Origin of the sequence: Pseudomonas sp. 31 R 17, assembly GCF_900004915.1 — a bacterium.
Lineage (GTDB): Bacteria > Pseudomonadota > Gammaproteobacteria > Pseudomonadales > Pseudomonadaceae > Aquipseudomonas > Aquipseudomonas orientalis_A.
In genome coordinates, this window is the sequence record NZ_CVTN01000033.1 from 8,439 (window position 1) to 27,780 (window position 19,342).

Below are 19,342 nucleotides of genomic sequence, written 5' to 3' on the forward strand. Positions count from 1 at the left end.
CCCGCCAATGGCTGCAAGCGGTCAGCGCCGAAGACCTCGGCAACAGCGGCTTGCAGGAAGACCTTGACGGCAGTCATCCGCTGGCCCAGCAGGTGGTGATGCTGCGCTACTCGCGTCGCTTCGGCGAGGGCAGCGGCATCGGCCAACTGGCGCGCTGGGTCAACCAGCAGAACGCTGAGCAAGCGCGCATGTTGCTGGCCGCGCGCAGTCATGACGACCTGTTCTGCCTCAGCCTCAAGGGCGAGCATGATCACGCGCTTGAGCGCCTGGTGCTGGACGGGCAGGGCGAAGGTGCCCAGGGCTATCGCTATTACCTGAACCTGCTGCAGTCGGCGCGTCCTGCGCCGCAGACCCCGCGTGACGATCACGCCTGGACCCACTGGGCGCAACAACTGCTGCAAGCCTTCGACGCGTTCCAGTTGCTCTGCGCCGTGCGCAAAGGTCCCTGGGGCGTCGAAGGGCTGAACCTGCGCATCACCGCCGCCCTGCGCAAGGTGCGGCTGATCGAGGGCGACGAGCAGTGGTATGAAGGGCGTCCGGTGCTGATGACCCGTAACGACTACGGCCTGGGCCTGATGAACGGGGATATCGGTATCGCCCTGAAATTGCCCGAGAGCGACGGCGGCCCTCAGGTGCTGCGCGTGGCTTTCCCGCGCAATGACGGCCAGGGTGGTGTGCGCTTCGTGCTGCCCAGTCGGCTCAATGATGTGGAAACCGTCTATGCCATGACCGTGCACAAATCCCAGGGGTCGGAGTTCGCCCATACCGCGCTGATCCTGCCGGACGCGTTGAACCCGGTACTGACCAAAGAACTGATCTACACCGGCATCACCCGCGCCAAACGCTGGTTCAGCCTGATCGAACCCCGTGCCGGCGTCTTTGAGGAAGCCGTACGGCGCCGGGTCAAACGCTTGAGCGGGCTGATGCTGGAGCTGGACGCCATGGCCGAGGAAGCTGACTGAACGGTCATGCGATATTTTTGATTCAGATGTCTGATTTTTCTGAAAAAATACTCAGCACTGTGGAAAGCCTCGCGTCATGGGGTTTTCCGCTGCTGTGCTATCGTTGCGGCATCACCATCGAATTTCTTGAGAGAATTGCTGCATGAACGTGGCTGTCTCGCTCTCAGAGCGCAGTTTGAGCTGGAGACGCCTGTTGCAGGTGGCGGTGCTATGCCTGCTCGCTCCACAGGCCTGGGCTCAAACGCCCAGTTTGGCCGAGCAGCGCGCCCAGACGGTCACCCAAGTCGTGCTGGGGATTCTCAGTTATGCCCGTTGGCCGGTGGAGCCTGTGCAACTGCGCTTGTGCATCGTCGGGCCCACCCAGTACACCGACGACCTGATCAAGGGCACCACCCAGGCCACCGGCCGACCGGTGGCAGTGCGACGCTTGCTGGCCAACCATCCGGACATCGTCAGTGCCTGCGACGCCGTCTACATCGGCAAACTCAGCGCTGACGAACGCACCGCGTTGTTTGCTTCATTGATCGGCCATCCGGTGCTCAGCATCAGCGAAGGCGGCGATCAATGCACCGTGGGCAGCCTGTTCTGCCTGCGGGTGAGTGATGCGCAAGTGTCGTTTGAGGTGAACCTGGATTCCGTTGCCCGCAGTGGCGTACGCATTCACCCCAGCGTGCTGCAACTGTCGCGCCGTCGAGCGCCGACGCCATGAGGCCGGCCAAGACGCGACCGACCCTGAGGTCGGTCATCGGCAGAGGGCACATGATCCTGGCCCTGGTGGCGGTGGCGCTGGCCAGTGTGTCCCTGACCCTGCTCGGCGTGCTGGCGCTGCGGGTGTACGCCGAGCACAACCTGCACTTGATCGCACGCTCGATCAATTACACCGTGGAAGCGGCTGTGGTGTTCGACGACAGCGCCGCCGCCACTGAAGCCTTGAGCCTGATCGCTTCGACCGAAGAGGTGGCCCAGGCCGAAGTCTTCGATGCCAGTGGCAAGCTGCTGGCGCAATGGGTGCGGCCGAACAACGGGATGTTGTCGCGGGTTGAACTCGAACTGGCGCATGCCTTGCTCGAGCAACCCATCAGCCAGCCGATCCTTCACCAGGGGCAAACGGTCGGCAGTATCCACCTGACCGGTCATGGCGGCAGCCTGTTGCGCTTCCTGCTCAGCGGCCTGGCGGGCATTGTGATCTGTACCGCGCTCAGCGCCTGGGTGGCGCTGCATCTGGCGCGGCGTCTGTTGAATGGCATCACCGGGCCGCTGCAAAGCCTTGCCGCCGTGGCCCACGCCGCCCGCAGCGAGCGCGACTTTGACCGGCGCGTGCCCCCGGCCCAGATTGCCGAACTCGACAGCCTGGGCAGCGACTTCAATGCCCTGTTGGGCGAGATGGAGGCCTGGCAAAGTCATCTGCAAAGCGAAAACGAAACCCTCGCGCACCAGGCCAGCCACGACAGCCTCACCGGCCTGCCCAACCGTGCATTCTTCGAAGGCCGGTTGATTCGAGCCTTGCGCAGCGCCGCCAAAGTCAACGAACGGGTAGGCGTGCTGTTTCTCGACAGCGATCGTTTCAAAGACATCAACGACAACTTCGGCCACGCCGCCGGCGATGCCGTACTGGTGGCCGTTGCCGAGCGCGTGCGGGCACAGCTGCGCGAAGATGACCTGGTGGCCCGCCTGGGCGGTGACGAATTCGCCGTCCTGCTGGCGCCGCTGAACAAAATCGAGGATGCGCAACGCATTGCCGACAAGATCATTGCCAGCATGGACCAACCGATCCCGCTGCCCGGCAACACCCAGGTCTTGACCTCCCTCAGTATCGGCATCGCCATTTATCCCGATCATGGCGCCACGCCCGGCACCCTGCTCAATGCCGCCGATGTGGCGATGTACCAAGCCAAGCGGCTGTCTTCGGGCAGTCAGCAAACGGCGGAGCCTGTGCACTCTGTCGTCAATGTCCAGCACAGGAGTTAATCCCTTGTTCTCTCACCCGCGCGTTGTATTCATCAGCTTGCTTCTCGCCTGCCTGGTCCTCGGCGGCTGCCAGACCTCACCGCCCAAAGGCCTGAGCCCGGCACAAGTGGCCGTGCTCAAGCAGCAGGGTTTCGAGCTGACCGACGAAGGCTGGGCCTTCGGCTTGTCTGGCAAAGTGCTGTTTGGCAGCGACGTCGAAACCCTCAACAAACCGAGCACCGACATCGTCGAGCGCATCGGCAAGGCCCTGGTGGGCGCAGGCATCGAACGTGTACGCGTCGACGGCCACACCGACGCGTCGGGCAAGGAACTCTACAACCAGGCCTTGTCCCTGCGCCGTGCTGAAAGTGTGGGCAAGGTGCTGAGCAGCGTGGGCATGAAACAACAAAACATCCAACTGCGCGGCCTGGGCAGCAGCGAGCCCGTGGCGGAAAATACAACGGCGGCGGGGCGCACCGAAAATCGACGCGTGTCGATTGTGGTCATCGCGGACTAAGGCCTTCACCGTCCTCAATCTGAAACGCATTCAAATGTGGGAGGGGGCTTGCCCCCGATAGCAGTGTGTCAGCCAATACAACTGGCAACTGACACTCCGCCATCGGGGGCAAGCCCCCTCCCACAGTTGTACTGCATTGTGCTTAAGACTGTGTTCGCTCAACGGCTCGGCGTCATCGCCTGCGTCAAGTCATCCACTACCGCCTTGCCCATCTCACACAGATAATGCGCGGCCCAAGCGTACTGCTCGCCGCGCACATCCATGGCGGCTTCCATTGCGAGTTTCTTGGAGTAAAAAAGCAGGGTAGAGGCGTGCTCCAGGGCTTCCTCAACCGGTATGCCGGCATTGACGCGGAACAATGGTTTTTGGTTTTCGCCGTAGTCGCCGAAGGTGACGACGCCCAGGGTAATGATCGAGGAAAGCGGTGGATCGGGAACGATCTTGGACATGGTTTTTCCTTAGGTTAATAAGTAGAAACCGCCACGGCACGTCGCTAAACATGGAGAGGTGGCAGCTGTACGCGGGTTAGCGAACCGGTAACCTAGGAACCCGGTAGACCCGAAGGTCTCCCGCGCACAGCCGCCATAACACAATGAGGCAAGCAAAAGTGGCCAGCCAAAGTAATTGAGGGCGTTGAACCTACGTTTCTCGGGTCGCTAAACCCAGTCGCCGTTTTGCAGCGACCCGAGGAGGCTAGACACTCAAATCCTATGGCGCAATAGGCCATGGATTCTCTAGGAAACGTCCTGCAATTTAAAGGGAATCGTCGTTGATGGCTCTTTAATCTGCGAACGTGATCTCCCGCGTCTCCCCCATCAACAACCCCTGATTCTGTTCCGTCACCCCCCGGATGTAATCCCACAACAACGTCTCGCGTAAGGCTTTAGTGTCTTAATGGTCGGCGAGCAGGTGCTATGGCGCTGACAAAGGCGTTCGCAAACTGTGGCGTTTATGGAGAGCTTGTAGGTGTTGGGATCAGCATCATTTTCGGCCCTAGCATTTTCTCAATTTATACCCAGCGGCAAGAAGTCCGAAATCAGAAGGGAGCCGATTATCGCGTTGTGGATGAGTAAAAGGCCATTAGTCGATACTACATTGACATCATCAGCGCGAGTCACCGACACTGAGGCGAATAACCATCACATCGATAAGGACATCTGCAATGAAAAAGCGCTCATTTCTGGTTCCCTTGGCCACTTTGGCTGCAGCCGTTGCTACAGAACAAGCTTCCGCTCTAACTACCTATGAGGTTGTAGAGCCCAGCTCTGAAGCCAAGAACACATTTCAAGCTGAAGCCCAAAGCGAGAACCTTTCGGTCCGTGGTGGCAACGATTTGTTTGCCTTTGTTCTCAAACGCGGCGATCACGGGCAGATGATGGCTTATCACAGCTCCCATAGCTCTCACTCTTCGCACAGTTCCCACAGCTCCCACTATTCGGGTCGGTAATGGATTTCTCTCATAAGCTCGTTTTTGATGAGCGGCTTTATGACGCGCAGGTTTTGCAGAAAGCTGCATATCGATCGATCAACGCCCTGACGGTTGATATAACCCCTGATGGGGGGCAGTTCGTCTGCGCTTTGTCATCGAATATCGGAGTGGACGAGCAGTCCTTTCTGTGTGCGGTCCAAGAGTTCAAAAAGGATGCGCTCGATTATCAGCTTCGTCACCGACTGGCAGTTGAGACGCAACCGATCAAGAACCTGATACTCGGACTGGCCTTTTCAAAAACCGGACTGATTAGTGAGTAAATTCCAAAAGCTGGAGTTCTACGCGCAGCAACGTCCCTACGAGTTGCTGCCCTTTAAGTTCGACCGTCTGAATGACGATGAGTACGTCATTACCAACATGGCAGGCGAATTTCATGTCATACCTGTGCCGATGCTTGAACCGATCATTAGCAAGACGCTTCCGCTCTCATCAGAGCTGATCCCTACGCTTCGATCCAAGCAGTTCATTCGCTTCACCAATGAGCAAGCGCCACTTCAGCTTCTGGCTCTAAAAATTCGTACGCGATTATCCAGGTTGGCAGAGTTCACCAACCTGCATATCTTTGTAGTGACTCTTCGGTGTGACCATAGCTGCCCGTATTGCCAGGTTTCGAGGCAGTCGGAGAGCAAAGGCGAATTCGACATGACCACAGAGATGGCAGACAAGTCGTTAGATTTCGTTTTTATGTCACCCAATCCCGCCATCAAAATTGAATTTCAGGGTGGAGAGCCGCTGCTGAACTTCGAGATGGTGAGGTACGTTGTTCTTGAGGCCAAAAAACGTAACGTCAAGGAAGGGCGCGACCTACAGTTCGTCATTGCAACCACGCTTTCGCTACTGACCGATGATGTGCTCGACTTCTGTAAGCAGCACAATATAGTTCTTTCATCTTCGCTCGACGGACCAATGGATCTGCATAATGCAAATCGTCCACGCCCGGGCAGAGATAGTCATCAGCGTTTCGAGGAAGGCTTGAAGAAAGCCCGTGCAGCCCTCGGCTATGACCAAGTGTCAGCCCTGATGACAACCACAGATAAGAGCCTGATACGAGCACGCGACATAATTGATGAGTACTTGCGCCTAGGCTTTGATGGCATCTTCCTCCGCACGCTCTCCCCTTACGGTTTTGCGATAAAGACTAAAAAATTCATGTCGTATGATACGGAGCGCTGGCTGGAATTTTACAAGGAGGGCCTTGAGTACATCATTGAACTAAATAAGTCCGGCATACGATTTGTAGAGCAATATTCTTCGCTCGTGCTGACAAAAATGCTGACATCAGGGGACCCTGGTTTCGTTGATTTGATGAACCCTGCTGGCGCTGGTATCGCAGCCATCGTGTTCAACTACGATGGATCGGTCTACGCCTCAGATGAAAGCCGTATGCTTGCTGAAATGGGAGATCATACGTTCCGTCTGGGCAGCATTCTTGAACACTCATATGAGGAAATCATCCTCTCTGATCAGCTTCTGGATGCACTGGAAAATTCTTTCACCTTAAGCGCTCCAATGTGCTCTGATTGTGCATTTGAACCTTACTGTGGAGCGGAGCCTGTCTACCATCACGCCATTCATAAGGACTTTGTAGCAAGAAAACCTGAGTCCTCTTTCTGCAAGCGAAATATGGCGATTTTTAAGCATCTCATTGAACTGATGGAAAGTGATGAGCAAACAAAACGGATTTTTATGGGTTGGGCCAACCGATGCTGAAACTCGGCGGAAAGATTATCCGCATCCATGCGGTTGATGTTCATAGGGAACTTACTCTGCTCAAGGTGTCGACCAGCCGGAGTTTGCCAGAAGTCTTGCGACGGGAAGTAGCCTACTTGGTTTCCGATCAGGAGATCCCCCGAGGATTCGCGCACTACCTTCTGCTTGAGAAACATCGACAGTTGGTTGAGGTACTGCCGTCCGACTCCGATTACTCGCTCTTACCGAATGACTACAGCTACATCGGTGATGGTGACATCATCCGACTTTCAGCTGGTCGTCAGAGCATTAGCGTGCTGTTTCGAGCATCGTCGCCGCACAACAGCATCTTGGTCACCGAGCAATGCAATCATTACTGTCTTATGTGTTCACAACCGCCTAAAGCAGCTGATGACTCGTGGATACTTGACGAAATCGAGAGTCTGATTCCGCTTATTCCCAAAGATACCCGCGAGTTGGGGTTTACTGGGGGCGAGCCGACAACCAATCGGGAGCGCTTCCTTAAAATTATCAGTCTGACAAAAAGTTACCTGCCGAGAACCGCAATCCATATCCTCTCAAACGGGCGCAGCTTCAAAGACCCAGCATTCGCTGAAAAATATGCGCGGATTGAATTGCCCGACGCGATGATCGGAATCCCTGTCTATTCAGACGATCCTACGCTACATGACTACATCGTCCAGGCCCAGGGTGCCTTCGATGAAACCATTCAGGGCATCCTCAATCTGAAGCGCTTGGGTCAGAAGGTTGAGATCCGAGTTGTCATTCACAAACTATCAGTGCAGCGCCTGCCTGAACTGTGTGAGTTCATTGCACGCAATCTGCTGTTTGTTGACCATGTTGCGCTAATGGGCCTTGAGATGATGGGTTTCACCAGGGCCAATCTTGATGAGCTGTGGATCGACCCTGTCGAATACAAAGACACGCTCAGCAAATCGGTTGGTATTCTGGCCAAATACGGTATGAATATCTCGGTCTATAATCATCAGCTTTGTTTGGTGAATCCGGACATTCAGCCCTACTACCGGAAGTCAATCAGTGACTGGAAGAATGAGTACGCGCATGAGTGCCAGAGCTGCACAAAACAGCGTGAGTGCGGGGGCTTTTTTGCATCAGGTGTTAAATTCGGCTACAGCAAGCATCTAATCCCATTCTGACTTTGGCTTCAAATCTGCAAGCCGCAATGTCTTTGATGCAAACAACAGCCTTACGCTTAAAATTTTCATAGGCGGTTTTTGGGCGCTCTATGTAACGCTCCAACTGAGGAATGCTTAAGGGGAAAATCTGTTAGATCTACTCTTAAAATGGGAAGTCATCGCGGCCGCAGTTAAAGTATTCCGGCAAGTCCTCCTCGGATTGGCTGCTCGGAACATTTGGTGTGGCAACCCTCCAGAAATCTGGCCAAGCGGGAATTCGGAGATTCGATCCGCGCTGGCTTATCCAGAAACCCGGTAGGCTTATTGACTGGCAAACCGCATCTCCCGCGTCTCCCCCATCAACAACCTCTGATTCTGCTCCGTCACCTCCCGGATGTAGTCCCACAACAACGTAATTCGCTTCAACTTCCTCAAATCCTCCCGGCAATACATCCAGAACTGCCGCGTAATCGCGATCTGCTCCCCCAGCACCGGCAGCAGTCGCGGGTCCTGCGCCGCCAAAAAACACGGCAATATCGCCATCGACCGGCCCTGCTGCGCGGCGACGTATTGTGCAATCACACTGGTACTGCGCAGGCTGGCGCTGGCGCCCGGTACTACGTTCGCCAAGTACAGCAACTCCGAGCTGAACGCCAGGTCATCCACGTAGCTGATAAACGGATGCTCGGCCAGATCCGCCGGGCGCTGGATCGGCGGGTGTTGGTCGAGGTAGTCCTGTGTGGCGTACAGCTGCAGTTTGTAGTCGCATAGTTTGCAGCACACGTACGGGCCGTGTTCCGGGCGTTCCAGGGCGATGACGATGTCGGCTTCGCGCTTGGACAGGCTGATGAAGTGCGGCAGGGGCAGGATGTCCACCGAGATCGCCGGGTAGGTGTCGACGAAGTGGCTCAGTTGCGGGGTGACGAAGAAGCTGCCGAAGCCCTCGGTACAGCCCATGCGCACATGGCCGGACAGCGCCACGCCGGAGCCGGAGACTTGTTCGCACGCCATGTGCAGGGTGCTTTCGATGGATTCGGCGTAACCCAGCAAACGCTGGCCCTCAGCGGTCAGGACAAAACCGTTGGTCCGGGATTTTTCGAACAGCAGCGTGCCCAGCGACACTTCCAGCGAGCTGATGCGCCGCGACACCGTAGTGTAGTCAACCGCCAGGCGCTTGGCGGCGACACTGGCCTTGCGGGTGCGGGCCACTTCGAGAAAAAACTTCAGGTCATCCCAGTTCAGGGAGCCCAGTGATGTAATGTTTTTTTGCATATTGGACCGGCTTTTATGTGCGTTCTTATTAGAGATTTGCACATCTATACTCCAAAAACAGTCCGAACGCCTCCTTCTTCAAGGCGATTCACTCTCTGCATAACAACAAGATCCGGAGACCCTCATGAACGCATCTGCCGATATTTCCGTACAACAGGTCAAGTTGCTGATCAACGGCGAGTGGGTCGAGTCCAAGACCACCGAATGGCAAGACATCGTCAACCCGGCTACCCAGCAAGTACTGGCCAAAGTCCCGTTCGCCACGGCCGATGAGGTCAACGCGGCCATCGACGCCGCCCATCGCGCCTTCCAGACCTGGAAGCTGACGCCGATCGGCGCGCGCATGCGCATCATGCTCAAGCTGCAAGCCTTGATCCGCGAACATTCCAAGCGCATTGCCGTGGTCCTCAGCAACGAGCAGGGCAAGACCATTGCCGATGCCGAGGGCGATATTTTCCGTGGCCTGGAAGTGGTGGAACACGCCTGTTCCATCGGCACCCTGCAAATGGGCGAATTCGCTGAAAACGTCGCCGGTGGCGTGGATACCTACACGCTGCGCCAACCCATCGGCGTGTGCGCCGGTATCACCCCGTTCAACTTCCCGGCGATGATTCCGCTGTGGATGTTCCCGATGGCGATCGCGTGCGGGAATACCTTCGTCCTGAAACCGTCTGAGCAAGACCCGCTTTCGACCATGCTGCTGGTGGAGCTGGCTCTGGAAGCCGGTGTCCCTGCTGGCGTGCTTAACGTGGTGCACGGCGGCAAGGACGTGGTGGATGCGCTGTGCACCCACAAAGACATCAAGGCCGTATCCTTCGTCGGTTCGACCGCCGTGGGCACCCACGTCTATGACCTGGCCGGCAAGCACGGCAAGCGCGTGCAATCGATGATGGGCGCCAAAAACCACGCGGTGGTGCTGCCGGATGCCAACCGCGAACACACCCTCAATGCCCTGGTCGGTGCCGGTTTCGGCGCGGCGGGCCAACGTTGCATGGCCACCTCGGTGGTGGTGCTGGTGGGCGCGTCCAAGCAATGGCTGCCGGACCTCAAGGCGCTGGCGCAAAAGCTCAAGGTCAACGCCGGCAGCGAGGCGGGTACGGATGTGGGCCCGGTGATCTCCAAGCGCGCCAAGGCACGTATCCTGGAACTGATCGAAAGCGGCGTGAAAGAAGGCGCCACGCTGGAGCTGGACGGCCGCGACATCAAGGTGCAGGGCTTCGAGCAAGGCAACTTTGTCGGCCCGACCCTGTTCTCGGGCGTGACCACCGACATGCGCATCTACACCGAAGAAATCTTCGGCCCGGTGCTGGTGGTGCTGGAGGTCGACACCCTCGATCAAGCCATTGCGCTGGTCAACGCCAACCCGTTCGGCAACGGCACCGGCCTGTTCACCCAGAGCGGCGCGGCGGCGCGCAAGTTCCAGAGTGAAATCGATGTAGGCCAGGTCGGCATCAACATTCCGATCCCGGTGCCGGTGCCGTTTTTCAGCTTCACCGGCTCCCGTGGTTCCAAGCTGGGGGACCTGGGCCCGTACGGCAAGCAGGTGGTGCAGTTCTACACCCAGACCAAGACCGTCACCAGCCGCTGGTTCGATGACGACACGGTCAACGATGGCGTCAACACCACCATCAACCTGCGCTGAAACCTGGGAGACGACCATGAAGATTGCATTTATCGGCCTGGGCAACATGGGCGCGCCCATGGCCCGCAACCTGATCAAGGCCGGGCACGCGCTGAACCTGTTCGACCTGAACCAGACCGTCCTCAAGGAACTGGCCGAGTTGGGCGGCCACATCAGCGACTCACCGCGTGACGCGGCCCAGGGCGCTGAACTGGTGATCACCATGCTGCCGGCCGCCGCCCATGTGCGCAGTGTGTGGCTGAACGAAGACGGTGTGCTCGCCGGCATCGGCAGCGGCATTCCCGCCGTGGATTGCAGCACCATCGACCCACAGACCGCCCGCGATGTCGCCGCTGCCGCCGCCCGGCAAGGCGTGGTGATGGCCGACGCACCGGTGTCCGGCGGCACCGGCGGGGCGCAAGCCGGCACGCTGACCTTCATGGTCGGCGCCACGCCTGAACTGTTCGCCACCCTGCAACCGGTACTGGCGCAGATGGGCCGCAACATCGTGCACTGCGGCGACGTGGGCACGGGGCAAATCGCCAAGATCTGCAACAACCTGCTGCTGGGCATCAGCATGGTCGGCGTCAGTGAGGCGATGGCCCTGGGCGATGCGCTGGGCATCGACACGCAGGTGCTGTCCGGCATCATCAACAGCTCCACCGGGCGCTGCTGGAGTTCGGACACCTACAATCCATGGCCGGGCGTGATTGAAACTGCGCCGTCGTCGCGCGGTTATACCGGCGGTTTTGGCGCCGACCTGATGCTCAAGGACCTGGGCCTGGCCACCGAAGCGGCGCGCCAGGCAAAACAGCCGGTGATCCTCGGTGCGGTGGCCCAGCAGTTGTATCAATCGATGAGCCAGCGTGGGGAAGGGGGCAAGGACTTTTCGGCGATCATTAACAGCTATCGCAAGCCTGAATGATGGGGTGAGTGGAGTTGAGGCAATAAGGTCTACTGTAGGAGCGAGCTTGCTCGCGAAGAACTCACAGACGCCGCGTGCGTCCAGGAAACACGCGTTATCGTTGACGTTTTTCGCGAGCAAGCTCGCTCCTACAAACGATGTCGGGCGAGCCCGTTCACCGTAGGAAAACCGCTTGCTGTAGAGATGGCTCAGGCAAACACAAAATACTTACGCACCGTCTCCACTACCTCCCACGTCCCCTTCATCCCGGGCTCCACCACAAAGATATCCCCAGCCCGCAGGTGAATCGGCTCCATGCCTTCCGGCGTGATGATGCAATAGCCTTCCTGGAAGTGGCAGTACTCCCATTTCACGTAGTCCACGTACCACTTGCCCGGCGTGCAGATCCAGGTGCCCATGATCTTGCTGCCGTCTTCGCTGGTGTAGGCGTTGAGGTTGACGGTGTGCGGGTCGCCTTCGAGCTTTTCCCATTTGCAGGCATCCAGGACCGGCAAGGGATGGGTGTCGCGCAGTACGGTGATGGGCTTGGACATGATGACTCCGAGGCAAGGGAATAAGAGTCGAACCCTATAGCGTCGCAGCGGGGGCTGGTGGTCTGGACTCGACATCGGTATGCCCAGAAGCGCAGCCTGATACGAAGCGCGGTCAATGTGGGAGGGGGCAAGCTCCCTCCCACCTTGTATTGCCGGTTGCATCGCCACTGTGTTCAGAGGCGGTTCTGCGCGTAAATAAGCGACTTTCTCGCAGTAACTGCGAAAGAACTCCCCGTTCACGCCAGAATTCGCAAGAAAATTCACGTCCGGCCCTCGTATCATTCACTCAGGAATGAGTGAGAGCCGTTAAATGAACCCAATAAAAACGTGGTGGGATATCAGCCCGCCCTTGAGTGCGGCGACCCCGACCTGGCCGGGCGATACGCCGTTCCAGGAAGAGCGCGTGTGGCAGTTCGGGCCGCAGTGCCCGGTGAATGTGGGGCGTGTGACGCTGTCGCCGCACACCGGCGCCCATGTGGATGCGCCGCTGCATTACAGCGCCGATGGCGCGCCGATTGGCGAGGTGTCGTTGGACGTGTACATGGGCCCGTGCCGGGTGTTGCACTGCCTGGGCAGTGGTGCCCTGGTGCAACCGCATCAACTGCAGGGGCGTGTGGATAACCTGCCCGAACGCGTGCTGCTGCGCACTTATCCACAAGCCCCCCTGACGCAATGGGATTCAGACTTCACGGCCATCGCCCCGCAAACCATCGAGCTGCTCGCCGGCCTCGGCGTGCGCCTGATCGGGATCGACACGCCCTCCCTGGACCCGCAACAGTCCAAGACCATGGACTCGCACAACGCTGTGGCGCGCCATGGCATGGCGATCCTCGAAGGCATCGTGCTCGACGACGTACCGGAGGGCGACTACGAACTGATCGCGCTGCCGCTGCGTTTTGCCAACCTGGACGCCAGCCCGGTCCGCGCAATCCTGCGCCCGCTTTTGGAGCCCACGCGATGAGCCAGTGTCCCTTCTCTTCAGAATATAAGCCTGCCGATTACCGACCCCCGGAGGAATGGCACAACGCCGAGCTGAATTTTTCCGAGTCCATGAGCTACGGCGACTACCTGGACCTGGGCAAAGTCCTCAGCGCCCAGCACCCGCTGTCGCCGGACCATAACGAAATGCTGTTCATCATCCAGCACCAGACCTCGGAGCTGTGGATGAAACTGATGCTGCACGAACTCAAGGCGGCCCGCGACCATGTGCGCCTCGGTGAGTTGCCGCCGGCGTTCAAGATGCTGGCGCGGGTCTCGCGGATCTTCGATCAACTGGTGCACGCCTGGGCGGTGCTGGCGACCATGACACCGTCTGAATACAAGGCGATCCGCCCGTTCCTGGGGCAGTCGTCGGGGTTCCAGTCGTTCCAGTACCGCGAGATTGAATTCATTCTCGGCAACAAGAGCCCGGCGCTGCTGCGGCCCCACGCCCATCGCCCGGAGTTGCAGCAGCAATTGCAGGTGGCGATTGCTACGCCGTCGTTATACGACGAGGCCGTAAACCTGATGCTCAAGGCCGGTCTGGCGATAGACCCGAAACGGGCCGAGCGCGACCCGGCGGCGGCAACGGTTCACGATGAATCGGTGGAGGCCGCGTGGCGTGAGGTATACCGCGATCCGAGTCGTTACTGGGATCTGTATCAATTGGCCGAGAAGTTTATCGACCTGGAAGATTCATTCCGCCAGTGGCGCTTCCGGCATGTCACCACGGTGGAGCGCATCATCGGCTTCCAACCGGGTACCGGCGGCACGGAAGGTGTGGGTTACCTGCGCAAGATGCTCGACACGGTGTTGTTTCCCGAACTCTGGCGGGTGCGCTCTTCGCTGTAGGTAAGTTAGCCGACGTCCTGGCGAAGAGTGCTTTTACCGATACGAGATGCTTAATGTGTACTGTCAGTGTTACAGCCAAATGGGTGAGGATGGTCGGTGCAGTGTATGAGTTCCGGTGGCGCAATAGTTGATGGTTGCGTTGACCGAGGCTCACGGAGGGTTTGCGGCTTGACCGATGGTAATGGCAAGCCCAAGCGCCCGATGTCCTCTTTACACTGATTTGAAAGAGGTATACCCCAAGCGGAAAAGAAGTCGCGCAGGTCAGCCTTAGCGGCTATCGAGGCAAACAACCCAAGGTTGTCAAAGGCTTTTTCCCGATTAGGCCAAAAGCCATTTGATGACCATTGTTCTCGAGTCGTTCTGTTCAGGTCTCGCCAAAACTGATCACCAAATGCGAGTCTGAGTTGTTCAAGTGCAGCCAGGCGTTCGTATATACCCAAATCAGCAATTGATAGGTTGGGTGAGCCGAGCTTCGCAAGTGTACTGTCCCAAATGTCTCGCCCATCGGCACCTTGTCCGGTCAGTGTCGAAGGCAATCCGAACGCACGTTCTACCGCGAGTGAGTGAATGTTGTTAGTCACTTCAATAAAGTCAGGCGCGAGGTAGGCCAGCATCTGATTTTGATGCCCGAGTTCATGAGCGACTCCCCACGATCCTTTCAGGCCATTGGGTGTCAGCAATTCTCGGCCGAAATTTTCATGATAGGCCGTATATCCATGCGCGGCATGGGCATATCCCGGTCCTCCGTAATTGCCCAGAATAAGGTGGTGTTTGAGAGGCGCTCTCTTGTGCAGTGCTGTTGATCCATCAAGGCCCAACAGGTTGTCCTCGATAGATATTATTTGTTCGTAAGTATCCATCAGGATGTTTTGGTCACTGCTTTGGTAGGTCAATGCCGCCGCACGACTGACGGTGACAACTGCGCGCTCACTGATAAGTTCGACAAAGGGCGAACTGTCCCAGGCTCTCAGCATATCTCTATAGTTTTTAAGGGTGTTTTTTTTATGTTCAAAACAGGGCGCTTCTACAACCCCTGAGGTAAATGTCAGGTTTGCGGTGTTTTCTTCACCGCCGAGTAGCAAATAGACCATGCCGCCGCCCTCATCCCTTATCGTATTGAGTCCTACCGTCAAGGGGTAGATCCGAGGAAGCGCATAAGTAGTGTCAGGGTCTGTATAGGCGGCACCGATTATCAACGTCGGTTGGCTGCCTTCAATCGTCCCTGTGAGTAAAAGCTCGCAGGTAAGTACGGAATTTTTAGGGTGATAGAAGCCTGTGGGTTGCTGGACACTATTGAAAAACCAATTGCCTACCCTTTTTATGGCTTCAAAAGCGTCGACGGTTCCGTTGAATAATGAACGAGAGACTTTACGCAGCCCTGTAGACCCATCCGCTTGGGGGATCAGGTTGAAGCGCTGATTTCGATTGCCCTCTACGTAGCTGCTTGATCGGACCCCAAATTCAGTCATTGTTAAAGCACTGCCTGAATAAGCATTTCGAATGATACTGGAGCCGTCAGGCTGCTGGATTATCCAAAAGCTTTGATAAGCACTGCCTTCGTAGGGGGATGCCCATACTCCGGTCTCGGAGAGATTGAGCGCTAGATCGGTATAGAAACTGCGAATGCCAGAGTTCCCGTCTGCTTGCTGCACAATACGAACGCTTTGGGATGGCTTGCCCACGTACGGAGTGGCCTCAATATTGTTATTGGAGAAGGTAAGTGTGATTAACTTACTCATGATAGTCAGACTCTTTGAAAATGAGCCTGAGTATTTGGCAGGGCTATTATTTTTGACTACTGTCAGAAGTGACAGTTAAGACGGACGGTAAAGGCGGCACTCGTATTAAAAAACGGCACTCGGGAAGTGCCGTTTTTTATTGTTGAGGTGCCATTCGCAGAGCGGTCTACCGAGCAACCACTCGCGCACTGTTCCTGCGCATCCGGAACCGGTAGGCAATATAGATAATCCCCACCCACACCGGCATCGCATACACCGACTCACGAATATCCGGGATCGCCAGCATCACGCTGATGATCACCAGCATGAACGCCAGGCACAGGTAGTTGCTGAACGGGAACCAGAAGGTCTTGAACGACGGCGTCACGCCTTGCTCGCCCATGGCCTTGCGGAACTTGATGTGGGTGATGCTGATCAGCGCCCAGTTGATCATCAGCGAGGCAACCACCAATGCAAACAGCAACTCCAGGGCACTCTTCGGCGCGACGTAGTTGACCACCACGCACAGCAGGGTCACCAGCGCCGAAATCGCCAGCGCCCGCAATGGCACGCCTTGCTTGTTGAGCTTCATCAACGCCTTGGGCGCGTCGCCTTGCTCGGCCAGGCCGAACAGCATGCGGCTGTTGCAGTACACGCCGCTGTTGTAGACCGACAGCGCCGCGGTCAGCACCACGAAGTTGAGGATATGCGCAGCGGTGTCATTGCCGATCAGCGAGAAAATCTGCACGAACGGGCTACCGCTGTAGGGATCGCCCGACGCGCCGAGGGTTTGCAGCAGTTGATCCCACGGGTACAGCGACAGCAGCACGGCGAGGGCGCCGACGTAGAAAATCAGGATTCGGTACACCACTTGGTTGATCGCCTTCGGAATCACCTTGCGCGGCTCGCTGGCCTCGGCGGCAGTGATGCCGACCAGCTCCAGGCCACCGAACGAGAACATGATGAACGCCATCGACATCAACAGCCCCATGCCACCGTTCGGGAAGAAACCGCCGTGGCTCCACAGGTTGCTGACCGACGCCTGCGGGCCGCCGGTACCGCTGAACAGCAGGTAGCAGCCGAGCACGATCATGCCGACAATCGCCACCACCTTGATGATCGCGAACCAGAACTCGGCTTCACCGAAAAACTTCACGTTCAGGGTGTTGATCAGGTTGACCGCGACGAAGAACACCAGCGCGCTGACCCAGGTCGGGACTTCCGGCCACCAGAACTGGATGTATTTGCCCACGGCCGTCAGTTCGGCCATGCCCACCAACACGTACAGCACCCAGTAGTTCCAGCCTGCGAGAAAGCCCGCGTAACCGCTCCAGTATTTATGCGCAAAGTGGCTGAAGGAGCCGGCCACCGGCTCTTCGACGATCATCTCGCCGAGCTGGCGCATGATCAGGAAGGCGATGAAACCGGCTATCGCGTAACCCAGGATCATCGACGGCCCTGCCGACTTGAGCACCCCGGCCGAGCCCAGGAACAGCCCCGTGCCAATCGCCCCACCCAAGGCAATCAGTTGAATGTGCCGGTTCTTCAGGCCGCGCTTGAGGCCCACCGGGTTTACCATGTCATCCGCCATTAACGTTCCCTTCATACTTGTTTTTCTTAAGGGTGAGTGCAGGCGCATCAGCCCCTCAGAAGTGCTGAGGGGCAGATATTACTCTGCGTAAACTTTTCGTAATACAGCTGGACGCCATCAAGTGCCTGATCCGTGACCACCCGGACCAACCTCAGTGACGATCCGCAGCGGGCCCACGCGTTTGGCGGGCAGGGGCTATTTGCGCAGGACCAGATCCAGCACCTCATCCCGATCCTTGATTTTCTGCAGCACGATCTCCGAGCGTATATCCACGACCCCTGCCGTGCGGTTGAGTTGGTTCACGATAAAGTCCGAAAAATGCTTGAGGTTGCGCGCCTGGACCCGCAGCACATAGTTGCTGGCGCCGGTGACCACATAGGCACTGGCCACCTCCGGCCAGCCCTGCACTTTCTCGATGAAGGTCTCATGCCAATCTTCCACATCCTGGCGCAAGGACAGGTGCACGATGGCCTCAAGCTCAATGCCCAACTGCTCGGCATTGAGCACCGCCCGATAGCCGCTGACCACGCCTTCGCTCTCCAGCAGGCGCAAACGACGCAGGCAGGCCGAGGGCGACAGCGCGACTTTTTCCGCCAGTTCCTGGTTGCTGATACGGCCATCCTGTTGCAGGAAATGCAGGAGGCGCAGGTCGGTGGCGTCAAGAATCATAATTTGAATAAATCCGCGTGTTTGGGAGTTAAATTCGAATTTCCTACAGCTTAAATAGCGCTTCACCTACCACTTTGCACGAAAATTCTCTAAAGCTTCGTTCATTATCTGGTCCATCTTCTCTTATAAAAACCAGGACAGACCATGACCACCCGAAGCCATTGCCAAGCGCTCGACGTCCAGGACCCGCTGGCGCCTTTGCGCGATCAGTTCGCCTTGCCTGCGGGCGTCATCTACCTCGACGGTAATTCCCTCGGCGCGCGTCCGCTGGCCTCGCTGGCGCGGGCACAACAGGTGATCGCCGAAGAATGGGGCAACGGCCTGATTCGCAGCTGGAACAGCGCCGGATGGGCGGATCTGTCCCTGCGCCTGGGCAATCGCCTGGCACCGCTGATCGGCGCCGGCGAGGGCGAAGTGGCGGTGACCGATACCACGTCCATCAACCTGTTCAAGGTGCTCAGCGCGGCGCTGAGCGTACAGCGCGAGCGTGCGCCGGCGCGCAAGGTGATCGTCAGCGAAGCGAGCAATTTTCCCACCGACCTGTACATCGCCGAGGGCCTCGCCGAGCTGCTGCAACAGGGTTATGTGCTGCGCCTGGTCAACAGCCCGGACGAACTGCCCCGCGCCATCGACCAGGATGTCGCGGTGGTGATGCTCACCCACGTCAACTACAAGAGCGGCTATATGTATGACATGCATGCGCTCACCGACTTGAGCCATGAGTGCGGCGCGTTGAGCCTCTGGGACCTGGCGCATTCGGCCGGTGCGGTGCCCATCGACCTGCACGCGGCCGGCGCCGATTATGCGATTGGCTGCACCTACAAATACCTCAATGGCGGCCCGGGCTCCCAGGCGTTCGTGTGGGTCAACCCCGCGTTGGTGGACCTGGTGCGCCAGCCGCTGTCGGGCTGGTTCGGGCATACCCGTCAGTTTGCGATGGAATCCAGCTACGCGCCGAGTGCCGGCATCGCCCGCTACCTGTGCGGCACCCAGCCGATCACCTCGCTGGCCATGGTGGAGTGCGGGCTGGAGATATTTGAACAGACGGACATGGCCAGCCTGCGCAGCAAATCCCTGGCGCTGACCGATCTGTTTATCGAGCGGGTCGATGCACGCTGCGCCGTTCATGGCTTGAAGCTGATCACCCCGCGTGAACACGCCAGGCGCGGCAGTCATGTGAGTTTCGAACACCCTCAAGGGTATGCGGTGATACAGGCGCTGATTGCCCGGGGCGTGATCGGTGATTACCGTGAGCCGCACATCATGCGATTCGGTTTTACCCCGCTGTACACACGCTTCACCGACGTGTGGGATGCGGTGGAAATCCTCGGTGACATTCTCGACACCACCACCTGGGACCAGGCGCAATTCAAGGTGCGCAACAGCGTGACCTAAGAGCTTAAGCGTACCCCGCCCTCTGTA

The 19,342-nt window shown here is 57.8% G+C and carries 19 protein-coding genes and 1 pseudogene; 13 read left to right on the plus strand and 7 right to left on the minus strand.

The window, feature by feature from the left end; genetic code table 11:
• The 4 genes from BFP89_RS29165 to BFP89_RS01415 all read left to right on the plus strand — a co-directional run.
• Positions 1-962 (plus strand): ATP-binding domain-containing protein (locus tag BFP89_RS29165; RefSeq protein ID WP_256097297.1); only part of this gene is annotated, 962 nt, incomplete at its 5' end.
• A 142-nt stretch (positions 963-1,104) separates the two neighbouring features.
• Positions 1,105-1,671, plus strand: a complete 567-nt coding sequence (locus BFP89_RS01405) for a YfiR family protein (RefSeq protein WP_065883482.1) — start codon at positions 1,105-1,107, stop codon at positions 1,669-1,671.
• Entirely contained in the window at positions 1,668-2,930 is a 1,263-nt protein-coding gene (locus BFP89_RS01410) for a diguanylate cyclase domain-containing protein (protein ID WP_065883483.1), read from the plus strand. The genes BFP89_RS01405 and BFP89_RS01410 overlap by 4 nt, the downstream gene beginning before the upstream one ends.
• Positions 2,931-2,934: 4 nt before the next feature.
• Positions 2,935-3,426 carry an OmpA family protein gene (locus tag BFP89_RS01415; RefSeq protein WP_065883484.1) on the plus strand — a complete coding sequence of 164 codons (492 nt, stop codon included), beginning with the start codon at positions 2,935-2,937 and terminating at the stop codon, positions 3,424-3,426.
• A 158-nt stretch (positions 3,427-3,584) separates the two neighbouring features.
• Here the strand turns inward: BFP89_RS01415 and BFP89_RS01420 are convergent, their stop codons facing one another.
• Both BFP89_RS01420 and BFP89_RS29585 read right to left on the minus strand, forming a co-directional pair.
• A complete protein-coding gene (locus tag BFP89_RS01420) occupies positions 3,585-3,875 on the minus strand; it encodes a DUF3077 domain-containing protein (RefSeq protein WP_065883486.1) in 291 nt (96 codons plus the stop codon).
• A 331-nt stretch (positions 3,876-4,206) separates the two neighbouring features.
• Positions 4,207-4,311 (minus strand): annotated as a pseudogene (locus BFP89_RS29585) (LysR family transcriptional regulator); the annotation flags it as partial.
• Positions 4,312-4,588: 277 nt separating this feature from the next.
• On the opposite strand from BFP89_RS29585, the gene hxsA2 reads away from it, so the two are divergent.
• Genes hxsA2 through hxsC form a run of 4 tightly spaced genes read left to right on the plus strand, consistent with a single transcriptional unit; the run spans position 4,589 to position 7,782 of the window.
• On the plus strand, positions 4,589-4,873 hold the full coding sequence (gene hxsA2 / locus BFP89_RS26925; protein ID WP_083207993.1) for a His-Xaa-Ser repeat protein HxsA2: 285 nt from the start codon (positions 4,589-4,591) through the stop codon (positions 4,871-4,873).
• Positions 4,873-5,175: a His-Xaa-Ser system protein HsxD gene (locus BFP89_RS01425; protein ID WP_065883490.1), complete on the plus strand. Its 303-nt coding sequence runs from the start codon at positions 4,873-4,875 to the stop codon at positions 5,173-5,175. The genes hxsA2 and BFP89_RS01425 overlap by 1 nt, the downstream gene beginning before the upstream one ends.
• Positions 5,168-6,625 carry a His-Xaa-Ser system radical SAM maturase HxsB gene (hxsB, locus tag BFP89_RS01430; RefSeq protein ID WP_065883492.1) on the plus strand — a complete coding sequence of 486 codons (1,458 nt, stop codon included), beginning with the start codon at positions 5,168-5,170 and terminating at the stop codon, positions 6,623-6,625. The genes BFP89_RS01425 and hxsB overlap by 8 nt, the downstream gene beginning before the upstream one ends.
• Entirely contained in the window at positions 6,619-7,782 is a 1,164-nt protein-coding gene (gene hxsC, locus BFP89_RS01435) for a His-Xaa-Ser system radical SAM maturase HxsC (protein WP_065883494.1), read from the plus strand. The genes hxsB and hxsC overlap by 7 nt, the downstream gene beginning before the upstream one ends.
• A 300-nt stretch (positions 7,783-8,082) precedes the next feature.
• Here the strand turns inward: hxsC and BFP89_RS01440 are convergent, their stop codons facing one another.
• A complete protein-coding gene (locus BFP89_RS01440) occupies positions 8,083-9,033 on the minus strand; it encodes a LysR family transcriptional regulator (RefSeq protein WP_065883496.1) in 951 nt (316 codons plus the stop codon).
• A gap of 124 nt (positions 9,034-9,157) precedes the next feature.
• Here BFP89_RS01440 and BFP89_RS01445 point away from each other — a divergent pair, with 124 nt between their 5' ends.
• Both BFP89_RS01445 and mmsB read left to right on the plus strand, forming a co-directional pair.
• Positions 9,158-10,675, plus strand: a complete 1,518-nt coding sequence (locus BFP89_RS01445) for a CoA-acylating methylmalonate-semialdehyde dehydrogenase (RefSeq protein WP_065883498.1) — start codon at positions 9,158-9,160, stop codon at positions 10,673-10,675.
• A gap of 16 nt (positions 10,676-10,691) precedes the next feature.
• Positions 10,692-11,579 carry a 3-hydroxyisobutyrate dehydrogenase gene (gene mmsB, locus BFP89_RS01450; RefSeq protein WP_065883500.1) on the plus strand — a complete coding sequence of 296 codons (888 nt, stop codon included), beginning with the start codon at positions 10,692-10,694 and terminating at the stop codon, positions 11,577-11,579.
• Between the two features lie 188 nt (positions 11,580-11,767).
• Here the strand turns inward: mmsB and BFP89_RS01455 are convergent, their stop codons facing one another.
• A complete protein-coding gene (locus BFP89_RS01455; protein ID WP_015885872.1) occupies positions 11,768-12,112 on the minus strand; it encodes a cupin domain-containing protein in 345 nt (114 codons plus the stop codon).
• Positions 12,113-12,422: 310 nt separating this feature from the next.
• On the opposite strand from BFP89_RS01455, the gene kynB reads away from it, so the two are divergent.
• Both kynB and kynA read left to right on the plus strand, forming a co-directional pair.
• Positions 12,423-13,073: an arylformamidase gene (gene kynB / locus BFP89_RS01460; RefSeq protein WP_065883501.1), complete on the plus strand. Its 651-nt coding sequence runs from the start codon at positions 12,423-12,425 to the stop codon at positions 13,071-13,073.
• Positions 13,070-13,942, plus strand: a complete 873-nt coding sequence (gene kynA, locus BFP89_RS01465) for a tryptophan 2,3-dioxygenase (protein WP_065883502.1) — start codon at positions 13,070-13,072, stop codon at positions 13,940-13,942. The genes kynB and kynA overlap by 4 nt, the downstream gene beginning before the upstream one ends.
• Before the next feature lie 50 nt (positions 13,943-13,992).
• Here kynA and BFP89_RS01470 read toward each other — a convergent pair whose 3' ends face one another.
• From BFP89_RS01470 to BFP89_RS01480, 3 genes are all read right to left on the minus strand, one after another.
• The gene (locus tag BFP89_RS01470) at positions 13,993-15,681 is read right to left on the minus strand and encodes a M60 family metallopeptidase (RefSeq protein ID WP_065883503.1); all 1,689 of its coding nucleotides are present in this window, start codon (positions 15,679-15,681) and stop codon (positions 13,993-13,995) included.
• A gap of 166 nt (positions 15,682-15,847) precedes the next feature.
• Positions 15,848-17,251: an amino acid permease gene (locus BFP89_RS01475; protein ID WP_065883504.1), complete on the minus strand. Its 1,404-nt coding sequence runs from the start codon at positions 17,249-17,251 to the stop codon at positions 15,848-15,850.
• Between the two features lie 195 nt (positions 17,252-17,446).
• Entirely contained in the window at positions 17,447-17,920 is a 474-nt protein-coding gene (locus BFP89_RS01480) for an Lrp/AsnC family transcriptional regulator (protein WP_065883506.1), read from the minus strand.
• A gap of 144 nt (positions 17,921-18,064) precedes the next feature.
• On the opposite strand from BFP89_RS01480, the gene kynU reads away from it, so the two are divergent.
• The gene (gene kynU, locus BFP89_RS01485; protein ID WP_065883508.1) at positions 18,065-19,315 is read left to right on the plus strand and encodes a kynureninase; all 1,251 of its coding nucleotides are present in this window, start codon (positions 18,065-18,067) and stop codon (positions 19,313-19,315) included.
• Positions 19,316-19,342 lie beyond the last annotated feature (27 nt).

Coding starts and splice junctions, on each gene's coding strand:
- BFP89_RS01405 (WP_065883482.1), top strand. CDS start 1,105: ATGAACGTGGCTGTCTCGCTCTCAGAGCGCAGTTTGAGCTGGAGACGC.
- BFP89_RS01410 (WP_065883483.1), top strand. CDS start 1,668: ATGAGGCCGGCCAAGACGCGACCGACCCTGAGGTCGGTCATCGGCAGA.
- BFP89_RS01420 (WP_065883486.1), bottom strand. CDS start 3,875: ATGTCCAAGATCGTTCCCGATCCACCGCTTTCCTCGATCATTACCCTG.
- hxsA2 (WP_083207993.1), top strand. CDS start 4,589: ATGAAAAAGCGCTCATTTCTGGTTCCCTTGGCCACTTTGGCTGCAGCC.
- BFP89_RS01425 (WP_065883490.1), top strand. CDS start 4,873: ATGGATTTCTCTCATAAGCTCGTTTTTGATGAGCGGCTTTATGACGCG.
- hxsC (WP_065883494.1), top strand. CDS start 6,619: ATGCTGAAACTCGGCGGAAAGATTATCCGCATCCATGCGGTTGATGTT.
- BFP89_RS01440 (WP_065883496.1), bottom strand. CDS start 9,033: ATGCAAAAAAACATTACATCACTGGGCTCCCTGAACTGGGATGACCTG.
- BFP89_RS01445 (WP_065883498.1), top strand. CDS start 9,158: ATGAACGCATCTGCCGATATTTCCGTACAACAGGTCAAGTTGCTGATC.
- mmsB (WP_065883500.1), top strand. CDS start 10,692: ATGAAGATTGCATTTATCGGCCTGGGCAACATGGGCGCGCCCATGGCC.
- BFP89_RS01455 (WP_015885872.1), bottom strand. CDS start 12,112: ATGTCCAAGCCCATCACCGTACTGCGCGACACCCATCCCTTGCCGGTC.
- kynB (WP_065883501.1), top strand. CDS start 12,423: ATGAACCCAATAAAAACGTGGTGGGATATCAGCCCGCCCTTGAGTGCG.
- kynA (WP_065883502.1), top strand. CDS start 13,070: ATGAGCCAGTGTCCCTTCTCTTCAGAATATAAGCCTGCCGATTACCGA.
- BFP89_RS01470 (WP_065883503.1), bottom strand. CDS start 15,681: ATGAGTAAGTTAATCACACTTACCTTCTCCAATAACAATATTGAGGCC.
- BFP89_RS01475 (WP_065883504.1), bottom strand. CDS start 17,251: ATGGCGGATGACATGGTAAACCCGGTGGGCCTCAAGCGCGGCCTGAAG.
- BFP89_RS01480 (WP_065883506.1), bottom strand. CDS start 17,920: ATGATTCTTGACGCCACCGACCTGCGCCTCCTGCATTTCCTGCAACAG.
- kynU (WP_065883508.1), top strand. CDS start 18,065: ATGACCACCCGAAGCCATTGCCAAGCGCTCGACGTCCAGGACCCGCTG.